Below are 19,620 nucleotides of genomic sequence, written 5' to 3' on the forward strand. Positions count from 1 at the left end.
GAGGCGGTGTAAGGCGACCGGTGACCGAACGGTGGCGCAGCGTTTCTTGATCGTTAATGGTCGGGGTGGGTACGGTCCCCGCGTGACCTCCCAGGCAGCGGCCCACTCCGCCCCCCTCCGGCTGACCCGGTACGCCCACGGCGGCGGCTGCGCCTGCAAGATCCCGCCCGGCGAGCTGGAGGAGCTGGTGGCCGGGCTGAGCGACGGACCGGGCCTCGCCCCCGCCCCGCCCGGCACCGAGCTGCTGGTCGGCGCGGCCGACGGCGACGACGCGGCCGTGCTGCGCGTCGACGGCGACCGCGCGGTGGTCTCGACCGCCGACTTCTTCACCCCCGTCGTCGACGACCCCTACGACTGGGGCCGGATCGCCGCCGCCAACGCCCTGTCGGACGTCTACGCCGTCGGCGGCACGCCGCTGATGGCGCTCAACCTGCTGGGCTGGCCGCGCGACGTGCTGCCCGCCGAGCTCGCCCGGGAGGTGCTGCGCGGCGGCCGGGACGTGGCCACCGCCGCGGGCTGCCCGATCGCCGGCGGGCACAGCGTCGACGACCCCGAGCCCAAGTACGGCCTGGCCGTCACCGGGATCGCCGACCCCGCCCGGCTGCTGCGGCTGGACGCCGGCCGCCCCGGCGTCCCGCTGTCGCTGACCAAGCCGCTCGGCATCGGGGTCCTCAACGCCCGCCACAAGGCGACCGGGCAGGTGTTCCCGCAGGCGGTCGCCGCGATGACCGCGCTGAACGCCGACGCCTCCCGGCTCGCCCTGGAGCGGGGCGTGACCTGCGCCACCGACGTCACCGGGTTCGGGCTGCTCGGCCACCTGTACAAGCTGGCCCGCGCCAGCGGCGTGACCGCCGTGGTGCACGCGGCGGCCGTGCCCCGCCTGGAGGGCGCCCGGGAGGCGGTGCGCGACGGGTTCGTGCCCGGCGGGACGCGCCGCAACCTGGCCTGGATCGCCCCGCACACCGACTTCGGCGCGCTGCCGGAGGAGGAGCGGCTACTGCTGGCCGACGCCCAGACCTCCGGCGGGCTGCTGGTCGCGGGGGAGATCCCCGGCGCCCCGGTGGTCGGGGAACTGGTGCCGCGGGGGCGGCACACCCTCGTGGTCCGCTGACCACCCTCGGTGACGAAGCCCGGAACTTAGCAGGTCAAAGGATCGGATAGCCTCCCCGACGGACTGTTCGCCCGGCGCCGGTTCGGGGTAGGCCCCGATCACGCCGGGTGGCGACGATCTCCGGGGGGAAACACCGTATGGCGACGCCCACGTCTGCCGGTGCGACGTCGGGTCGCACCTTCTTCGGTCATCCATGGGGCCTGGCCACGCTCTTCTTCACCGAGCTGTGGGAGCGGTTCAGCTTCTACGGCCTGCGCGCGATCCTCGTGCTGTTCCTGATCGCGCCGCCCGCCGACTCCGGCCTGGGCATGGCCGAGGGCACGGCCAAGGCGCTGCTCGGCGTCTACATGGCGATGGTCTACTTCGTGGCCCTGCCCGGCGGCTGGGTCGCCGACCGGATCCTCGGCGCCCGCCGGGCCGTGCTGGTCGGCGGCATCGTCATCATGTGCGGCCACCTGTCGATGGCCGTCCCCGGCGGGGCGGGCTTCGTCTACCTCGGCCTCATGCTGATCATCCTGGGCACCGGGCTGCTGAAGCCGAACATCTCCACGATGGTCGGCAAGCTGTACGACGGCGAGCCCGACGCCCGCCGCGACTCGGCGTTCTCGATCTTCTACATGGGCATCAACATCGGGTCGCTGGCGCCGTTCCTGGTCGGCTACCTGGGCCAGGACGTCAACTGGCACGTCGGCTTCGGCGCCGCCGCGGTCGGCATGGCGCTGGGCCTGGCCCAGTACGTGATCGGCGGGCGGCACCTGCGGGGCGTGGGCGACCGGCCCGGCAACCCGCTCACCCCGGCCGAGCGCACCCGGGTGTTCCGCACCGTCGGCCTGGTGCTGGCGCTGGTCGCCGCCGTGCTGGCGGCCTTCGCGGCGATGGGCCGGCTGACCGTCGACGGCGTCACCGTCGCGCTGACCGCGCTGGCGATCGTCGTGCCGGTCGCCTACTTCGCGTTCATGTTCCGCAGCCCCGAGGTCAGCGGCGAGGAGCGCGTGAAGCTGCGCGCCTACGTGTGGCTGTTCGTCGCCGCCGCCCTCTTCTGGATGATCTTCGACCAGGCGGCCGGGCCGCTCAACATCTTCGCCCAGCAGAAGGTCGACCTGACCATCCTCGGCTGGGACATGCCCTCGTCCTGGACGCAGAACATCAACCCCATCCTGATCATCTGCTTCTCGGCGGTGTTCGCCTGGCTGTGGGTCAGGCTCGGCGACCGGGTCGGCACCCCGCACAAGTTCGCGTTCGCGCTGGTGATGTGCGGGCTGTCGTTCGTGGTGATGTCGATCGCCTCGAACGCCGCCGCGGGCGGGGTCCGGATCTCGCTGCTGTGGCTGATCGCGGTGTACCTGCTGCAGACCCTCGGCGAGCTGTGCCTGTCACCGGTCGGCCTGTCGGTGACCACCCGGCTGGCCCCGCAGGCGTTCGCCAGCCAGATGATGGGCGTGTGGTTCCTGGCCACCGCCGCCGGGGACGCCGTCGGCGGGCAGGTCGCCCGCTTCCAGGGCGCGCTGGGCGATGTGGCCTACTTCCTGCTGCTGGGCGCGCTCACCGTGGCCGCGGGCGTGGTGATGTTCCTGTTCGTGCGGGCCCTGCGCCGCCTGATGGGCGAGGACCGCGCGCCCGCCGCCGACCCGGCCGGCACCCGCGCGTAGCGGGCGGGATCGCCCCCGGTGTGCGTTCCGTCACGGATCGTGTCGATGATCGCGTGGTGGGTAGGGGAGGGGTGACGGTTCCGCGACAGGCGGGAGCCGACGCCTCATGACCGAAGGAGCGGACATGACCATCGGGGGGATCATCACGGCCATCATCTTCGGCGCGATCATCGGCGCGCTCGGCCGGCTCGTGGTGCCGGGCAAGCAGCACATGCCGATCTGGCTGACGGTGGTGGTGGGCATCGTGGCGGCGTTCATCGGCACGGGGCTCGCCCACCTGTTCGGTCTGAAGACCGAGGGGTGGAACTTCTGGGAGACGCTCTTCCAGGTGGCCGTCGCGGCCATCGGCGTCTACCTGGTGGCCGCCTTCTGGCCGAAGCGCTCCGGCAGCAACTACTGACCGGTGGCCTGCCGCCCGGCCGCCGTCCCGAGCCCCCGGGACGGCGGCCGGGCGCGCGCCGGGTCAGGCGCCGGGGGAGCGCAGCACCGGGCGCAGCTCCTCCAGGACCGCCGGGTCCTCGATCGTGGACGGCACCGGCACCTCCTGCCCGTCGGCGATGCCCCGCATCACGCCGCGCAGGATCTTGCCGGAACGGGTCTTGGGCAGCGCCCGCACCACCGTGATCTCCTTGAGCGCCGCGACCGGCCCGACCTGCCGCCGCACCATCGCGACCAGCTCGTCGCGCAGCGCGGCGGGGTCGGCGTCGGCGCCGCTCTTCAGGACCACCAGCCCGCGCGGCACCTGGCCCTTCAGCTCGTCCCGCACGCCGATGACGGCGCACTCGGCGACCGCCGGGTGAGCGGCGATGACCTCCTCCATCGTGCCGGTGGACAGCCGGTGCCCGGCGACGTTGATCACGTCGTCGGTGCGGCCCATCACCCACACGTAGCCGTCCTCGTCCAGATGCCCGCCGTCGCCGGTCAGGTAGTGGCCGGGGTGGCGGGTCAGGTACGACTCGACGAACCGCTCGTCGTCCTGCCACAGGGTGGGCAGCGTGCCGGGCGGCAGCGGCAGCCGGATCACGATGTCGCCGTCGGCGCCGGGCGGGACCGGCTCCCCGTCGGGGCCGAGCACCCGCACGTCGTAGCCGGGCACCGGCACCGACGGCGACCCCGGCCTGACCGGCAGCGGCTCCAGGCCGCGCGGGTTCGCCACGATCGGCCAGCCGGTCTCGGTCTGCCACCAGTGGTCGATCACCGGCCGGTCCAGCACGCGCGCCGCCCAGTGGTAGGTGTCGGGGTCCAGGCGCTCCCCGGCCAGGAACAGCGTCTCCAGCGCCGACAGGTCGTACCCGGCCGGCAGCCGCCCGTCCGGGTCCTCCTTCTTGATGGCGCGGATCGCCGTCGGCGCGGTGAACAGCGCCTTCACCCGGTGCTGGGCCGCCACCCGCCAGAACGCGCCCGCGTCCGGCGTCCCGACCGGCTTGCCCTCGTACAGCACCGTCGTGCAGCCGGTCAGCAGCGGCGCGTACACGATGTAGGAGTGCCCGACGACCCAGCCGACGTCGGAGGCCGCCCAGAACACGTCGCCGGGGCCGACGCCGTAGACGTTCTCCATCGACCAGCGCAGCGCGACCGCGTGGCCGCCGTTGTCGCGCACCACGCCCTTGGGGCGGCCGGTGGTGCCGGAGGTGTAGAGGATGTAGAGCGGGTCGGTGGCGGCGACCGGCACGCACCCGGCGGGCTCGGCGGCCGCGACGGCCTCGTCCCACTCCACGTCGCGGGGCCGCGCCAGGTCGGCGTGCAGCTGCGGGCGCTGCCGGATCACGCACCGCTCCACCTTGTGCGACGCCAGCTCCAGGGCCTCGTCCAGCAGCGGCTTGTAGGCCACCACCCGCGACCCCTCGATCCCGCAGGACGCCGACACCACGGCCTTGGGCCGGGCGTCGTCGATCCGCACCGCCAGCTCGCGGGCCGCGAACCCGCCGAACACCACCGAGTGGACCGCGCCCAGCCGCGCGCACGCCAGCATCGCGACCACCGCCTCCGGGATCATCGGCAGGTAGATCACCACGCGGTCGCCGCGGTCCACGCCCTGCGCCCGCAGCGCCCCGGCGAACCGCGCCACCTCCTCGGTCAGCTCCCGGTAGGTGAAGGTGCGCACGGTCCCGGTGACGGGGCTGTCGTAGATCAGGGCAGGCTGGTCGCCGCGGCCCTCCTCCACATGCCGGTCCAGGGCGTTGTCGCAGGTGTTCAGCTCACCGCCGGTGAACCACCGGTAGAACGGGGGAGCGCCGTCGTCCAGCACCCGGTCCGGCGGGACCAGCCAGCGGATGTCGCGGGCCGCCAGCCCCCAGAACCGGGTCGGATCGGCGATGCTGCGTTCGTACGCGGCCGCGTAGGCGCCCATATCGTCCTCCGGAGCAGTCGGACCACCCCAACATCGGGAATTGGGGCGTTCCCCTATACGGCCCGCCCGGGGCCCGATTCGTCAAGGCCCCGCGCCGGTCCGATCCGCGGACCGCTCAGTGACGGGGGTGGCGCAGCCCGTGCGCCGTCGCGACCGCCGCGGCCAGCAGCGCCCCGGCCGCCGCGAGCCAGAAGCACAGCACGTAGGCGTCCAGTGACGGCGCCCTCGCCCCGGCGGCCGTCCCGGCGGTCAGGACGGCGGCGGTGGCCGCGCCCGCGACGCTGCCGCCCGCGACCCGCACCAGCGAGTTGATGCCGCTGGCGATGCCGCTCTGGTCCATCGGCACGTGCTGCACCGCCAGGGTGCCGAGCGCCGCGTAGGCGATCCCGAACCCGACGCCCTGCACCGCGTTGAACACCAGCATGTCGGTCACGGTGCCGTTGAACACCGCCAGCCACGCGTAGCTGAGCGCCGCGAACACCGCCCCGATCGCCAGCGTGAACGCCGCGCCGAGCCGCAGGGCCAGCCGTCCCGACAGCATCGAGGCCGCCAGCATCGTCACCGTGCTCGGCAGCGTGTACAGGCCCACGTCCAGCACCGACCCGCTCAGGCCGTACCCGGCGACCGCCGCGGGCGTCTGCACGAACGTGGAGATCAGGGTGAACGCCGCGAACATCGAGAAGCCCAGCAGGACCGACGCGACGTTCGCCGACAGCGACCGCGGCCCGACCAGCAGGCCGAGCCGCACCAGCGGCTCGCGCACCCGCGTCTCGACCAGCACCCACACCGCGCACAGCGCCGCCGCCGCGCCGAACAGCCCGAGCACCCCGCCGGAGGTCCAGCCCCAGCGGTTGCCCTGGCTGATCCCGAGCAGCAGGCACACCAGCCACGCGCCCAGCAGCAGCGCCCCGGCGACGTCGGGGCGGCCGCCCGAGCGCGTCCCGGTGTCCGGCGCGGCGAACCGGATCAGCACCGCCCCGGCGCCCGCCAGCCCCGCCGTGATCCAGAAGACCGGGTGGTGGCTGGTGGTGTGGTCGGCGATCACGCCGGTGACCAGCATGCCGATCGTGCCGCCCACGCCCATCGTGGCGCTGACGATCCCGATGCCGGTGGTGACGCGTTCGCGGGGGGAGGTGTCGCGGATGACCCCGATCGCCAGCGGGACCAGCGCCGACGACGTCCCCTGGAGGGTCCGGCCCACGACCAGCACGCCCAGCGACTCCGACAGCGCGCACACCACCGACCCGGCCACCAGCAGCCCCATCGCCAGCAGGATCATGCGCTTCTTGCCGTACATGTCGCCGAACCGCGTCAGCAGGGGAGTGGCGACCGCGCCCGCCAGCAGGGCGGCGGTGAACACCCAGGTCACCGCCGTCACCGAGGTGTGGAACCGCTCCATCAGCCGGGGCAGCAGCGGCAGCACCAGCGTCTGCTGCACCGACACCACCATCCCGGCCGTGGCCAGCGCCACCAGCGTCAGGCCGGGGCGCGGGGCGCCCCCGGGACCGGTGCGTGCGCCGGGCGCCGTCGTGACGGCACCGGTCATGGGACCTCCAGAAGAAACAGGGGGAAAGAGCGTCGAAGGCCACGACAAGGACGAAGCGTACTACTTACTTAAGTTAAGTAATATGCCTGTAAGATGGATCACATGTCCGCGCCACACTCCTCCTCCGCCGTCGCCGACACCCATCCGGCCGGGGTCGTCGAGCTGGAACGCGGCCTCACCCGCGTGGCCCACCTGCTGACCCGCGCCCGCCAGCACGACCGCACCGTCAGCGCCGCCGGGGTCCCCGTCGACCGCGCGGCCGTGCCCCTGCTGCGCCTGCTGGCCGAGGCCGGCGAGCCCCTGCGCCCCGGCGAGATCGCCCAGCGCCTCGCCGTCGAGGCCCCGCACGTCACCCGCCAGGTCCAGCGCCTGGAGAAGGCCGGCTACCTGGAACGCGTCCCCGACCCGCACGACCGGCGCGCCCAGCGGGTCCGCCTGCTGCCCGCCGGGCACGACGCCGTCGAGGCGATCCGCGGGGCCGCGCTGCGCTGGATGTCCGGCGCCCTCGCGCACTGGCCCGCCGACGACCGGGAACGGCTCGCCGTCCTGGTCAACCGTATGATCGACGACTTCCTCGCCTACTCGGCCTCCGAGTGCGACCACTTCGGCATCGCCGGGCCGCCCGGCGGGCCGCTGCCGGCGGCGCCGTCCGGAACGCGCGGGGGGACCGCCGCCGGAGTGTGACGGACGTCCCGTTCCCGCCCTCCGCGCGCGGTCGGCTTCCGCGACGCCCCCGCCGTCCATAGGGTTGCCTCTCGTGGAGCCCACGCCGTCCCGCCCACCGGCCGACCCCCGGCGCAGCGTCCCCCGCACCGACGCCGTCCTGGCCGACCCCCGCCTGAGGGCCGCCGCCGACCGGCTCGGCCGCGTCCTGGTCAAGACCGCCGTCGCCGACGCCCAGCACGCCGTGCGCGCCGGCCGCCTCGCCCCCGAGGACGTCGCCGACGCCGCCCTGGCCGCCCTCCCCGAGCACGCCACCACGCTGCGGCCCGTCATCAACGCCACCGGCGTCCTGCTCCACACCAACCTCGGCCGCGCGCCGCTGTCGCCCGCCGCCCGCGACGCCGTCCTCGCCGCCGCCGGGACCACCGACGTCGAGTACGACCTCGCCGCCGGACGCCGGGGACCGCGCGGCACCGGGACCCTGGACGCGCTGCGCGCCGCCTGCCCCGCCGCCGGGGACGTCCAGGTCGTCAACAACAACGCCGCCGCCCTCGCCCTCGCCGCGACCGCCCTCGCGCGGGGCCGCGAGATCGTCGTCAGCCGCGGCGAGATGATCGAGATCGGCGACGGGTTCCGCCTGCCCGACCTGCTCACCGCGACCGGCGCCCGGCTGCGCGAGGTCGGCACCACCAACCGCACCACCGCCGCCGACTACGCCGCCGCGCTCGGGCCGGACACCGCGTTCGTCCTGAAGGTCCACCCCTCCAACTTCCGCATCGAGGGCTTCACCGCCGCCGCCCCGATCCGCGAGCTGGCGCCCCTCGGCGCGCCCGTCGTCGCCGACATCGGCTCGGGCCTGCTGGCCCCCGACCCGCTGCTGCCGGACGAGCCCGACGCCGCCACCGCGCTCGCCGACGGGGCCGCCCTCGTCACCGCCAGCGCCGACAAGCTCCTCGGCGGCCCCCAGGCCGGGCTGCTGCTCGGCCGCCGCGACCTGCTCGCCCGCCTGCGCCGCCACCCCCTCTACCGGGCCCTGCGCCCCGACAAGACCACCCTCGCCGCGCTGGAGGCGACCCTGCGCGGCCCCCGGCCCCCCGCCACCCGGATGCTGCACGCCACCCGGCCCGCCCTGCGCGCCCGCGCCGAGGCCCTCGCCGCCGCGCTCGCCGCCCACGGTGTGGACGCCGCCGTCACCGACACCGTCGCGACCGTCGGCGGCGGCGCCGCCCCCGGCGTCGAACTGCCCAGCGTCGCCGTCGCCCTGCCGGCCCACTACGAACGGCCCCTGCGCGCCCGCCGCGTCGTCGGCCGCATGGAGGGCGACCGCCTCCTGCTCGACCTCCGGTCGGTCGACCCCGCCGACGACCGGGCGCTCGGCGCCGCCGTCCGCACCGCCCGGGAAGGGAACTGATGCAGGTCGTCGCCACCGCCGGGCACGTGGACCACGGCAAGTCCGCCCTCGTGCGCGCCCTCACCGGCACCGACCCCGACCGCCTGGCCGAGGAGCGCCGCCGCGGCCTCACCCTCGACCTCGGCTTCGCCTGGACCGACCTGCCCTCCGGCCGCCGCCTGGCGTTCGTCGACGTCCCCGGCCACGAGCGCTTCGTCACCACCATGCTCGCCGGGGCCGGGCCCGCCCCCGCCGTCCTGTTCGCCGTCGCCGCCGACGAGGGCTGGATGCCCCAGTCCGAGGAGCACCTGGCCGCCCTGGACGCCCTCGGCGTCCGGCACGGCGTCCTCGCCGTCACCCGCTGCGACGTCGCCGCCCCCAAGCTCGCCCTGCGCCAGGCCCGCGAGCGCCTCGCCACCACCGGCCTCCGCAACGTCGAGTCCGTCACCGTCAGCGCCGTCACCGGCGAGGGGCTGCCCGACCTCACCGCCGCCCTCGACCGCCTCACCGGCCGCCTCCCGGTCCCCGACCCCGCCGCGCCGGTCCGCCTGTGGATCGACCGCGCGTTCACCGTCCAGGGCAGCGGCACCGTCGTCACCGGCACCCTCACCGCCGGGACCGTCAGCACCGGCGACGAGCTGGTCCTGATGCCCGCCGGGGAACGCGTCCGCGTCCGCGCCGTCGAGTCCGCCAAGCGGCGCCTCGACAGCGTCCACGGCGTCACCCGCGTCGCCCTCAACCTCCGCGGCGTCGACCACCACCGCGTCAGCCGCGGTATGAGCCTGGTCACCCCGGCCGCCTGGACCCCCACCACCTGCATCGACGTCCGCACGCGCTTCAACGAGCCCTCCGGTCGCCTGCCCCGCCAGATGATCCTGCACATCGGCTCGGCGGCCGTCCCGGTGCGGTTGCGCCCCCTCGGCCCCGACACCGCCCGCCTCACCATCAACGCCCGCCTGCCCCTCCACGTCGGCGACACGGCCCTGCTGCGCGACCCGGGACGCCGCGCCGTGGCGGGCGTGCACGTCCTGGACGTCCGCCCGCCCACCCTGGTCCGCCGGGGGGCCGGCGCGGCCCGCGCCCGCGAGCTGGCGACCTGGCCTGACCGCCCGGGCGGCGAGGTCCTGCTGCGCCGCCACGGCGTCCTGACCCGCGCCGACCTGGCCCTGATGGGCTGCGCCGCGCCCGTGGACGCCGTCGAGGTGGACGACTGGCTGGTGGACCCGGTGCACTGGGACGACCTCCACCACCGCCTGGCCAAGGAGGTCACGGCCCACGCGGCGGACCACCCGCTGGCCCCCGGCCTCCCGCTGGAGGCGGCCCGGCTGAGGCTCTCCCTCCCCAGCCGCGCGCTGGTCGCCGCCCTGGTCCGCGACCCGCTCCGGCTGTCGGGCGGCCGCGTCCACGCCCGGACCGAACCGCCGCCCCAGGTGACGGCGGCGGTGTCCCGGCTGCGCGACCACCTGGCCGGGGCCCCGTTCCGGGCCCCGACCTCCGAGGAGCTCGCGGGACTGGGCCTGACCCCGGCGGTGCTGGCGGCCGCCGCCCGCGAGGGCCTGGTCCTGCCGCTGCCCGGCGACGTGGTCCTCCTGCCGGACGCGCCCGCGCGGGCGCTGGCCTTGCTGGCCCGCCTCCCGCAGCCCTTCACCCTCGGCCAGGCCCGCCAGGCGCTCGACGCCACGCGCCGGGTGGCGGTCGCCCTGCTGGAACACCTCGACCGCGAGGGCGCGACGCACCGGACCGGCGACGCCCGCACCGTCCGCGGCGGCTGACCGGGCGGGGCACCCTGCTCCTCCAGGTGGCGCACCCGGTGGTCGGCGCCGGGGTGGCCGACCACTCGGAGTTCCTGGAGGACCGCTGGGGGCGCCTGCTGCGCACCGTCGAGTCCACGACGCGGTTCCTGGGCTACCGGGGCGACGCGGCGGGCCGCCGGGAGACCGCCCGGCTCCGCGAGGTCCACCGGGACATCAAGGGCGTGGACGCGCGGGGCCGCCGCTACCACGCGCTCAACCCCGAGGCCTACCTGTGGGTGCACGCCACCCTGCTGCACGGGATGCTGGAGGCGCAGCGCCTGTTCGCGCGCCCGGTGCCCCCGGCCCGCGCGGCCGCCCTGTTCGAGGAGTGGCGGCAGCTGGCGTTCGCCCTGGGAGTCGCCGAACGCCACGTCCCGGAGGACCCGGCCGCCTTCCGCCGCTACTTCGACGCGATGGTGAACGACCGGCTGGAGGACAACGAGACCGTCCGGCTGCTCATCCGGCTGGACCGTGAGCCGCTGCCGCCCCCGCCGCGCTGGCCCCTGCCGGACGTGGCGTGGCAGGGCCTGGCGGTCCCCACCACCGCGATGCTGCGGCGGGTGGGCGTCGGCAGCCTGCCGCCGGTGCTGCGCGCGCGGTTCGGCCTGGCGTGGTCGGCCGCCGACGAGTGGGGTTTCCGGAGGTTCGCCCAGGCGATGCGGACGGCCGACGCCGCCCTGGTCGGTCCGCTGCGGTACACGCCGATAGCGGCCAGGGCGATGCGCGCGGCCCGCCATCGCCGATAGCCTGGCCGCACGATGGACGACGACGGCGACGATCCCCTGCGCGGCCTGCTCACCGGCGCGACGCGGAGCGGACCGGACCCCGGCGAGCCCCTGACCGACCGCATCCTGGACGCCGCGCTCGGCCTGTTCGAGACCTTCGGGCTGCGCAAGACGACGATGGACGACGTCGCCCGCGCCTCCGGGCTGGGCCGCGCCACCGTCTACCGCCGCTTCCCCAGCAAGGCCGAGCTGGTCAGCGGGGTGCTGATGCGCGAGGCGCGGCGGTTCTTCGCCGAGCTCGACCAGGCCGTCGCCGACGTGCCGGGCCTGGAGGAGGGGATCGTCGAGGGCTTCGCCGCGACGGTGCGGATCAGCCGGGAGCAGCGGCTGTTCAACCGGCTGATGACGATCGAACCGGACCTCCTGCTGCCGCACGCGACCTCCGCGGCCGGGCCGCTGCTGGCCGCCGCCCGCGGGTACCTGGCCCAGCGGCTGCGCCCGGTGTCGGCCGACGAGGGGTTCGACCCGGAGCTGGTGGCCGAGATCCTCGTCCGGCTGACCCACTCGCTGTCGCTCACCCCGGCCGGGCTCATCCCGCTGGACGACGACGGCGCCCGCGCGTTCGCGCGCCGCTACCTGGTGCCCATCGCCAACGGCCACCGCCGCCCCCGGCCCGGCGCCTGACCCGCGGCCGGGCCTCCGGCGCCGAGGGCCCGCCCATGCCAGGGCTTCGTCGGCGACCCGCGAACACTGATTGGCACTCTGCCAACAAACGTGCGCCGTGCCCTGGAGGGCCCTCGACGGTGAGCGGAGGGCGTGCATACACTGATACGAAATCAGTCTCTTCGTATCAACGCAGCAGGCGCTCGCCGGGAGGCCGGACCATGACGTTGACCGAACCCACCCCCCTCACCGCACCCTCACCGCACGTCCCCGAACGGGACGGGCGCCGCGAGCCCGAGCCGTTCGGCCCGGGCTCGATCCTCTGGGACGACCTCGGCATGTACCTGTCGGCGGTCGCCGGGAACAGCGCGTTCATCCTCCAGTCCATGCACCCGGCGATCGGGACGGTGGTCGACCGGCTGTCGAGCTTCCGCGCCGACCCCGTCGGCCGGGCCCTGCGCAGCTTCGCCTCCGTGCAGACCTGGGTGTACGGCGGGCAGGAGGCGATCGCCGAGGGCAGGCGGCTGCGGGAGATGCACAAGCCCCTCAGCGCCGAGGACGAGAACGGCACCCGCCACCACGCCCTGTCCGCCGAGCCGTGGGCGTGGGTGCACCTGACGGGCTACTACGCCGCCGACACCGTGGCCCGCCGCTTCTCGCCCGAGCCGCTGACCCCCGAGCGGGAACGGCGGCTGTTCGAGGAGTTCATGAACCTCGGCCGGATCCTCCAGGTGCCCGAACGGATGCTGCCCGCCACCATCGCCGACTTCTGGACCTACTTCGACCGCATGGTCGCCGACACCCTGGTGCCCCACCGGGTCGCGCTGGAGGTCCTGGACCGGATGGACAAGGTGCCGCCCACCGTGCCGGCGCGGCTGCGCCCCCTGCTGGCCCCGCTGAGCCTGACCGGCGGGCGCCTGGCCCGCTTCGTCACCGTCGGCACGCTCCCGCCCGGCGCCCGCGACAAGCTCGGGCTGTCATGGACGGCCCGGGACGAACGCGGGCTGCGCGCCCTGGCCACGGTGCTCGGCCGCACGGCGCCGCTGCTGCCCGAGCGCGTGCGCTACATGCCCATCGCCTACCGCGCCCGCCAGGCCGCCCGCGCCCACCGGCGCTGGCAGGAGGCCCTGGCCGGACGCCCCCTCTGATCCCGGCCGGGGAGGGGCGCCGTTCGTCCGGGTCGGTGGGAAAATGGGTTGTTCCGCACCGGGTGGCTCTGGCTTCATGGATCGCGGTTCGGATCATCGTCGATGTCACGGAGAGGAGCAGGTGATGCCGTACCAGACGCTCAAGGGCGGTCGTGTTCCGATCCGGATGTGGACCGACCCGGCCACCGTCGAGGACGTCGCGCTGGAGCAGCTGCAGAACGTGTCGCGGCTGCCGTGGGTGGAGGGCCTGGCGGTCATGCCGGACGTGCACTACGGCAAGGGCGCGACCGTGGGCTCGGTGATCGCGATGCGCGACGCCGTCTCCCCGGCCGCCGTCGGCGTGGACATCGGCTGCGGGATGACGGCCGTCAGGTCCAGCCTCACCGTCGAGGACATGCCCGACGACCTCGGCCTGCTGCGGTCGCGGCTGGAGCGCACGATCCCGGTCGGCTACCACGCGCACAAGGACCCGGTCGACCCCTCCGCCCTGCCGGGGCTGAGGGAGCGCGGCTGGTACGACTTCTGGAAGCGCTTCGACGAGCTGCACCCGGCGGTGCGCGGCCGGTTCGGCAAGGCCCGCGCGCAGCTCGGCAGCCTCGGCGGCGGCAACCACTTCCTGGAGCTGTGCGCCGACGACGAGGGCGCGATCTGGCTGGTGCTGCACTCGGGGTCGCGCAACATCGGCAAGGAGCTGGCCGAGCACCACGTCGAGGCCGCCCGGAGGCTGCCGCACAACCAGGACCTGCCCGACCCCGACCTCGCGGTGTTCCTCGCCGGGACCGCCAAGATGGAGGAGTACCGGCGGGACCTGTTCTGGGCGCAGGAGTACGCGCGCCGGAACCGGGCCGTCATGGTCGCGCTGTCCCAGCAGGTGGTCACCAAGTACTTCGGCGCCAAGCGCTGCACGTGGGGCGAGGTCATCTCGTGCCACCACAACTACGTGGCGGAGGAGACCTACGACGGCGTGGACCTGCTCGTCACCCGCAAGGGCGCGATCCGCGCCGGGCGGGGCGACCTGGGGATCATCCCGGGGTCGATGGCGACCGGGACCTACATCGTGCGGGGCCTGGGGAACGAGGCGGCCTTCAACTCGGCCTCGCACGGCGCGGGCCGGAGGATGAGCCGCAACAAGGCGCGCAAGGCGTTCACGGTGGACGACCTGGTCGAGCAGACCAGGGGCGTGGAGTGCCGCAAGGACGCCGGGGTGCTGGACGAGATCCCCGGCGCGTACAAGGACCTGGAGTCGGTGATCGAGGCGCAGTCGGACCTGGTGGAGGTCGTCGCGCACCTCAAGCAGCTCATCTGTATCAAGGGATGACGGCGCGCATGAGGAGTCGGCAGCGGCCCGCCAACGCGCGGGCCGCCGCCGACGGCATGAAGCTGCACCGCCGGACGCTGCGGCTGGCCGGGCGCGAGCACACCGTCATCGGGCTGCGGCCGGGGACGGCGGTGCGGTTCAGCACGAACCTGTTCCACGGCACCTGGCACGTGCTGTCGGACCGGCACGGCGCGCGGCTGCTGGGCCGGTTGCTGTGGGGCCTGGCCTACCAGTCGCGGCCGGGGACGCTGGTGGTGATCGACCGGGAGTTCGTGACGCCGACCCCGTTCGACGCCGACCCGGGGGACCCGATCGTGCTGGTGCCCGCGTGGGAGACGCCGTTCACCGGCAGGGCGGCGCGCGACCTGAAGGCGCGGCTGCCGCTGACGGGCGCGCCCGACGGGACGGTGCGGTGGCGCACGCACGGCCTGGACGCCGCGCTGGCCGACGAGGACGCGTGGTGGGCGCGGCATCCCGGCGCCTGGGGGTGGGACCGGGGGCGTGTACGGCGGACGAACGGGATGGTCGTCCTCGGGCCGGACTCGCCGACGGAGGCGCGGAACTGGGGCGTGGTCGCGGCCCGGCTGGACCCGCACAACGGGCACGGCATGGACTACGAGTACCTCGGCCGGTGGGACCACGCGCAGGACGGCGAGATCCAGGTCTTCCGGCACTTCCACCGGATGGTGTCGGTGGCGCGGCGGGCGCGGGCCGACGTGCTGCGGCGGACGGACGGGCCGGTGGAGCCCGACGAGCTGCGCCCCCTGGTGTGGGCGCGTTCCGAAGAGATCGAACAGCGAGGCCCTTGAACGTTCGCACGACCTTCCGCTGCGCGCGGTGCGACGCGGTCCTGACCGGCGCGCTGCTGCGGGTGCCGATGCCGCGACCGGGGTACCAGCCCCACCACGAGGTCGGTTTCCGGCCCGTCCTGATGACGCACGGCACCTACGCGGTCGACGCGAACGGCACGTACGTGCTGGCCCCCGGCGACGTGTCCGGCACGCGGCTGGTGCCGGAACGGTGCGCGGACGGGTGCGTCGGCATCGAGGCCGAGGACGGGGTGAACCTGGTCTGCGCCTCGTGCGGCGCCGACATCGGGGGACGCACCGACGCGTGCCACGCCTGGCAGGAGACGCGGCTGCCTCCGGAACTGGTCCGGGCCGAGGACGAGCCGACCGACGAGGAGCCGTGGGAGAACCCCGACGAGGCGTTCGGCCGCGCCCCGGTCGACGACGCCGGAGAGCTGGACTGGCTGTGGCTCGGGCGGCTCGGGGTGTGCGCGACCGAGGTGCTGGTGCGGTCGGAGGGGCGGCCCGTCCACTTCGCCGGGGGCGGGGCCCTGGTGATCCGCGACTTCCTGCGCGGGATGCTGGCGGGGACCGGGCACGCGGACGCGATGCGGGCCCTGGGGCCAGGGGAGCGTCCGGCGATCGTGTGCGACCTGGGCGGGCCGGGACGCACGCCCGTCGTCGTGGAGGGGGCGCGGTCCCTCACTGTGGTGCCGGGGCCCCCGGACGGGGTGGCCGGGGACGAGGTGGCGGCGCACCCCCGGGTGTGGGCCTACCTGGCCCGCGAGCACGACCGGCCGCCGAGGGGCGCGGGCCGGTGGTGGGACGAGGAGGCGCCCCGGCGGATCTCCCCGGCCGAGGCCTCCTCCCACGGTCGCCACTGGCGATGCCACGACCTGCCCCGCCACCTGGCGGGGCGCCCGGAGACCGAACGTCCCTGGCTGAGAGCCCTGCTGGCGGAGATCGACGCCGCGTGGCGGGACCGGTTCAGCTGAGCACGCGGTCGACGAACGTGGTCACCTCGCCCAGGACCTCGTCGCGGTTGGTCTCGTTGAAGACCTCGTGCCGCGCCTCCGGGTAGATCCTCTCGGTGAGGTCGGCGCCGCGCACCGCCTCGATGCCGGTGCGGGTGCCCGCCAGTGGCACCAGCCGGTCGTCCTCGCCGTGCACCCACAGCGTGGGCAGGTCGCCGAGGCCGCCGGACTCGTCGATCCGCCGGATGCAGGTGTCCAGGGCCTCCAGCGTGGGGCGCTTGAACGGGCCGTGCCACACCAGCGGGTCCTCGACGTACGCCTTGCCGACCGACGGATCGCGCGACAGGGTGTCCGGATCGATCGGCACGTCGGGGATCTCCTCGGCGGCCAGCAGCGCCGCCAGCGCGTCCCAGCGGCCCAGCACCGGCCCCGACAGCACCAGGGCGGTGAGCTCCGCGCGGTGCAACTGGGCGTAGCGGACGGCGATGAGGCCGCCCATCGAGTGGCCGACCAGCACGATCGGCAGGCGCGGGTGGTCCACGCGGACCGCCTCCACCAGGGTGTGCAGGTCGGCGACGACGTCCTCCATGTCCTCGATGAGGACCCGCTCGCCCGCCGAGCGGCCGTGCCCGAGGTGGTCGGGCCCGCAGACGGTCGCGCCGTGCCGTACCAGCGCCTCGGCCACGTGCTGGTAACGGCCCAGGTGCTCTCCGTAACCATGGGAGAGAACCGCCACATAGCGGGGGCTACCGTGCGGCCAGACCCGCGCCGTGACCGCCCCCCGCGTTCCGGCGAACTCCCATTCCCGTGCCGTGACCATGGCCTGCCTCCCGCGCTTTGGACGATCCACCAGAATTCCCGCCCGGTGATCGCGCCGATACCGTCTCCCGAGATGGCGCGAATCGTCAACCACCGCAATAGGCTGGGCGGACCACGGCTTTGAGGGAAAGGGGAGCCCGTGCTGGTCGACGGCTTCGGTCGCGTCGCGACGGACCTGAGGGTCTCCTTGACGGACCGGTGCAACCTTCGGTGCACCTACTGCATGCCGCCGGAGGGCCTGGACTGGCTGCCCAAGCCGGAACTGCTCACCGACGACGAGGTGGTGCGCCTGGTGCGCATCGGCGTCGAACGGCTCGGCGTCACCGAGGTCCGCTACACCGGGGGCGAGCCGCTGCTGCGGCGCGGCCTCGCCGGGATCGTGGAGCGCACCGTCGCGCTGTCACCGCGCCCCCAGGTCTCGCTGACCACCAACGGCATCGGCCTGGACCGGCTGGCGGGGCCGCTGGCCGACGCGGGCCTGGACCGGGTCAACGTGTCCCTGGACACCCTGGACCGGGCGGTGTTCCAGCGCCTGGCGCACCGCGACCGCCTCGACGACGTGCTGAAGGGCCTGGTCGCGGCGCAGGAGAGCGGGCTGGCCCCCGTCAAGATCAACGCGGTGCTGATGCGGGGGATCAACGACCACGAGGCCGTCGCGCTGCTGCGCTACTGCCTGGACCGGGGCTACCGGCTGCGGTTCATCGAGCAGATGCCGCTGGACGCCCAGCACGGCTGGACCCGCGACAACATGGTCACCGCCGACGAGATCCTCGACCTGCTCGGCGCGGCGTTCACCCTGACGCCCGACACCACCGAGGAGCGCGGCAGCGCCCCGGCCGAGCAGTTCCTGGTCGACGGCGGCCCCGAGACGGTCGGGGTGATCGCGTCGGTGACGCGGCCGTTCTGCGGGGCCTGCGACCGGGTCCGGCTGACGGCCGACGGCCAGATCCGCAACTGCCTGTTCGCCACCGAGGAGTCCAACCTGCGCGACGCCATGCGCGCCGGGGCGGGCGACGCCGAGCTGGCCGAGCGGTGGCGCGCGGCGGTGCGCCGCAAGCGCGCCGGGCACGGCATCGACGACCCGTCGTTCCTGCAGCCCGCCCGCCCGATGTCGGCGATCGGCGGCTGAGCCGCCCGGAACGGTCAGCGACGTGCGACGATGGCGGAGTGACGGACCAGCCGCCTGAACACCGTGTCGAGATCACCGTCCCGCCCGAGCACGAGGTCGGCACGTTCGCCGGGTTCGCGTCGGTGTGGCGGACCCAGGACAGCCTGGTGCTGGACTTCGCGACCGAGGTGCGTCCTCCGGAGATCATGGACGACGCCGAGACCGGCGAGCAGTACGTGCACGTCCCGGCCCGGGTCGTCGCCCGCGTCCGGTTCCCGCCCGGGCAGGTGTGGGAGCTGATGAAGGCCCTGGAGCACAACCTCAGCGCCTACGAGCGCGACCACGCGGGACGGCGGCGTGACGCCTGACCCGACCGGGCCGCCCGGGCCGTTCGACGCGGTGATCCTGGCCGGGGGGCAGGCCCGCAGGCTCGGCGGGGCCGACAAGCCCGCCGCCGCCGTCGGCGGCCGCCCGCTGCTGGCGTGGGTCGCCGGAGCCGCCGCCGGGGCGCGCCGCCTGGTCGTGGTCGGCCCGCCCCGCGACGCCGTCCCGGACGCGGTCACCGTCCGGGAGGACCCGCCCGGCGCGGGCCCGGTGCCCGCGCTGCGCGCCGGGCTGGCCGAGGTGGACGCGCCGTGGGTGGTGCTGCTCGCCGCCGACCTGCCGTTCCTGCGCGCCCGGCACGTGACCGCCCTGCGGGAGGCCGCCCGCGACGCGGCCGGGGCCGTCCTGCTGGACGACCGGGGCCGCGAGCAGTGGCTGGCCGGATGCTGGCGCACCGCGGCCCTGCGCGCGGCCCTGCGCGGCTACACCCGCTCCTCCCTGCACGGGCTGCTGCGCCCCCTGGAGCCGGTGCCGGTGACGGCCGAGGCGGGGGAGCGTCCCCCGTGGTACGACTGCGACACCCCCGACACGCTGGCCAGGGCCGACCTGCTCGCCGCGGCCGACCCGTGCGACAGTGGAGGTCCATCTAGGGGGAGGAACGGCATGCTGGAGGACTGGATCAAGGCCGTGTGCCTCGAACTCGGCGTCGCCCGCGACGACCTGGACCGCGATCTGGTGCTGGACCTGGCGCGCGACGTCGCCCACCAGGTGACCCGGCCGGGCGCCCCGGTGACCGCCTACCTGCTGGGCCTGGCGGTGGGCAAGGGCATCCCGGCCCGGGACGCGGCGGCGCGGCTCACCGAGATGGCCGAGTGCTGGAAGGACCGGCCCGGCGCGACCGGGCAGGCCGGGGCCGAACAGGCCGTGACCGAACAGGCCGTGATCGACTAGGCGTCGGCGGGCGCGTCCCGGTCGGCGACCGGGACCACGTCCTTCAGGAAGTCGCGGCGGTCCAGGAACGCCGTCAGGCTCTCGCGGTGCTCCTCGCAGGCCAGCCAGATCTTCCGCCGGTCCGGGGTGTGGATCTTGGGGTTGTTCCAGCGCAGCGCCCACGCGGCGGGGGCGCGGCAGCCCTTGGCGGAGCAGATCGGTTCCTCGGGGGCGTTGCCCGGCGGCGTCTCGGTCACCCGCTCACTGTGGCACAGCCGCCCGGCCCGCCGGTACGCGGCCCGGCGTGATCGTCCTGGTCGG

19 protein-coding genes are annotated in these 19,620 nt (G+C 75.0%); 15 read left to right on the plus strand and 4 right to left on the minus strand.

Annotation, left to right across the window (positions count from 1 at the left end; genetic code table 11):
• Nucleotides 1–82: 82 nt before the first annotated feature.
• From selD to HNR61_RS34460, 3 genes are all read left to right on the plus strand, one after another.
• Nucleotides 83–1,111, plus strand: coding sequence for a selenide, water dikinase SelD (selD, locus tag HNR61_RS34450; protein WP_182847316.1), 1,029 nt, complete (start codon nucleotides 83–85; stop codon nucleotides 1,109–1,111).
• A 137-nt stretch (nucleotides 1,112–1,248) separates the two neighbouring features.
• Nucleotides 1,249–2,760, plus strand: coding sequence for a peptide MFS transporter (locus HNR61_RS34455; RefSeq protein ID WP_182847317.1), 1,512 nt, complete (start codon nucleotides 1,249–1,251; stop codon nucleotides 2,758–2,760).
• A 124-nt stretch (nucleotides 2,761–2,884) separates the two neighbouring features.
• Nucleotides 2,885–3,160 carry a GlsB/YeaQ/YmgE family stress response membrane protein gene (locus tag HNR61_RS34460; protein ID WP_182847318.1) on the plus strand — a complete coding sequence of 92 codons (276 nt, stop codon included), beginning with the start codon at nucleotides 2,885–2,887 and terminating at the stop codon, nucleotides 3,158–3,160.
• Nucleotides 3,161–3,223: 63 nt separating this feature from the next.
• Here the strand turns inward: HNR61_RS34460 and HNR61_RS34465 are convergent, their stop codons facing one another.
• Nucleotides 3,224–5,110, minus strand: a complete 1,887-nt coding sequence (locus HNR61_RS34465) for a propionyl-CoA synthetase (protein WP_182847319.1) — start codon at nucleotides 5,108–5,110, stop codon at nucleotides 3,224–3,226.
• Between the two features lie 115 nt (nucleotides 5,111–5,225).
• Nucleotides 5,226–6,656 carry an MFS transporter gene (locus tag HNR61_RS34470; protein ID WP_182847320.1) on the minus strand — a complete coding sequence of 477 codons (1,431 nt, stop codon included), beginning with the start codon at nucleotides 6,654–6,656 and terminating at the stop codon, nucleotides 5,226–5,228.
• 102 nt (nucleotides 6,657–6,758) lie between these two features.
• Between HNR61_RS34470 and HNR61_RS34475 the strand changes: the two genes are divergently transcribed.
• The 9 genes from HNR61_RS34475 to HNR61_RS34515 all read left to right on the plus strand — a co-directional run bounded on the left by HNR61_RS34475 (nucleotide 6,759) and on the right by HNR61_RS34515 (nucleotide 16,139).
• Entirely contained in the window at nucleotides 6,759–7,340 is a 582-nt protein-coding gene (locus HNR61_RS34475; RefSeq protein WP_182847321.1) for a MarR family winged helix-turn-helix transcriptional regulator, read from the plus strand.
• A gap of 73 nt (nucleotides 7,341–7,413) precedes the next feature.
• Nucleotides 7,414–8,730 carry an L-seryl-tRNA(Sec) selenium transferase gene (gene selA / locus HNR61_RS34480; RefSeq protein WP_182847322.1) on the plus strand — a complete coding sequence of 439 codons (1,317 nt, stop codon included), beginning with the start codon at nucleotides 7,414–7,416 and terminating at the stop codon, nucleotides 8,728–8,730.
• A complete protein-coding gene (gene selB, locus HNR61_RS34485; protein ID WP_182847323.1) occupies nucleotides 8,730–10,481 on the plus strand; it encodes a selenocysteine-specific translation elongation factor in 1,752 nt (583 codons plus the stop codon). The genes selA and selB overlap by 1 nt, the downstream gene beginning before the upstream one ends.
• 14 nt (nucleotides 10,482–10,495) lie before the next feature.
• Nucleotides 10,496–11,248 (plus strand): oxygenase MpaB family protein, encoded by a 753-nt coding sequence (locus tag HNR61_RS34490; RefSeq protein ID WP_246444422.1) that lies wholly within the window; start codon nucleotides 10,496–10,498, stop codon nucleotides 11,246–11,248.
• Between the two features lie 12 nt (nucleotides 11,249–11,260).
• The gene (locus HNR61_RS34495; protein WP_182847325.1) at nucleotides 11,261–11,911 is read left to right on the plus strand and encodes a TetR/AcrR family transcriptional regulator; all 651 of its coding nucleotides are present in this window, start codon (nucleotides 11,261–11,263) and stop codon (nucleotides 11,909–11,911) included.
• A gap of 200 nt (nucleotides 11,912–12,111) precedes the next feature.
• The gene (locus HNR61_RS34500) at nucleotides 12,112–13,038 is read left to right on the plus strand and encodes an oxygenase MpaB family protein (protein WP_182847326.1); all 927 of its coding nucleotides are present in this window, start codon (nucleotides 12,112–12,114) and stop codon (nucleotides 13,036–13,038) included.
• Between the two features lie 124 nt (nucleotides 13,039–13,162).
• Nucleotides 13,163–14,356, plus strand: a complete 1,194-nt coding sequence (locus HNR61_RS34505) for an RtcB family protein (RefSeq protein WP_182847327.1) — start codon at nucleotides 13,163–13,165, stop codon at nucleotides 14,354–14,356.
• Nucleotides 14,357–14,364: 8 nt separating this feature from the next.
• The gene (locus HNR61_RS34510) at nucleotides 14,365–15,165 is read left to right on the plus strand and encodes a hypothetical protein (protein ID WP_220510135.1); all 801 of its coding nucleotides are present in this window, start codon (nucleotides 14,365–14,367) and stop codon (nucleotides 15,163–15,165) included.
• Complete coding sequence (locus HNR61_RS34515) at nucleotides 15,162–16,139, plus strand: hypothetical protein (protein WP_182847328.1); 978 nt, start codon at nucleotides 15,162–15,164, stop codon at nucleotides 16,137–16,139. Before HNR61_RS34510 ends, HNR61_RS34515 begins: the two co-directional genes overlap by 4 nt.
• Here HNR61_RS34515 and HNR61_RS34520 read toward each other — a convergent pair.
• Nucleotides 16,132–16,938, minus strand: a complete 807-nt coding sequence (locus HNR61_RS34520; RefSeq protein WP_182847329.1) for an alpha/beta hydrolase — start codon at nucleotides 16,936–16,938, stop codon at nucleotides 16,132–16,134. The genes HNR61_RS34515 and HNR61_RS34520 overlap by 8 nt on opposite strands.
• 138 nt (nucleotides 16,939–17,076) lie before the next feature.
• Here HNR61_RS34520 and moaA point away from each other — a divergent pair, with 138 nt between their 5' ends.
• The 3 genes from moaA to HNR61_RS50175 are packed head-to-tail and all read left to right on the plus strand — an operon-like array spanning nucleotide 17,077 to nucleotide 19,320.
• Nucleotides 17,077–18,066 (plus strand): GTP 3',8-cyclase MoaA, encoded by a 990-nt coding sequence (gene moaA, locus HNR61_RS34525; RefSeq protein ID WP_182847330.1) that lies wholly within the window; start codon nucleotides 17,077–17,079, stop codon nucleotides 18,064–18,066.
• A 38-nt stretch (nucleotides 18,067–18,104) separates the two neighbouring features.
• Nucleotides 18,105–18,413, plus strand: a complete 309-nt coding sequence (locus HNR61_RS34530) for a DUF3467 domain-containing protein (RefSeq protein WP_182847331.1) — start codon at nucleotides 18,105–18,107, stop codon at nucleotides 18,411–18,413.
• The gene (locus HNR61_RS50175) at nucleotides 18,403–19,320 is read left to right on the plus strand and encodes an NTP transferase domain-containing protein (RefSeq protein WP_182847332.1); all 918 of its coding nucleotides are present in this window, start codon (nucleotides 18,403–18,405) and stop codon (nucleotides 19,318–19,320) included. Before HNR61_RS34530 ends, HNR61_RS50175 begins: the two co-directional genes overlap by 11 nt.
• Here the strand turns inward: HNR61_RS50175 and HNR61_RS34540 are convergent.
• Nucleotides 19,317–19,556: a hypothetical protein gene (locus HNR61_RS34540; protein ID WP_182847333.1), complete on the minus strand. Its 240-nt coding sequence runs from the start codon at nucleotides 19,554–19,556 to the stop codon at nucleotides 19,317–19,319. The genes HNR61_RS50175 and HNR61_RS34540 overlap by 4 nt on opposite strands.
• Between the last annotated feature and the right edge of the window lie 64 nt (nucleotides 19,557–19,620).

The sequence above is a fragment of the Actinomadura kijaniata genome (assembly GCF_014138665.1).
Taxonomy (GTDB): domain Bacteria; phylum Actinomycetota; class Actinomycetes; order Streptosporangiales; family Streptosporangiaceae; genus Spirillospora; species Spirillospora kijaniata.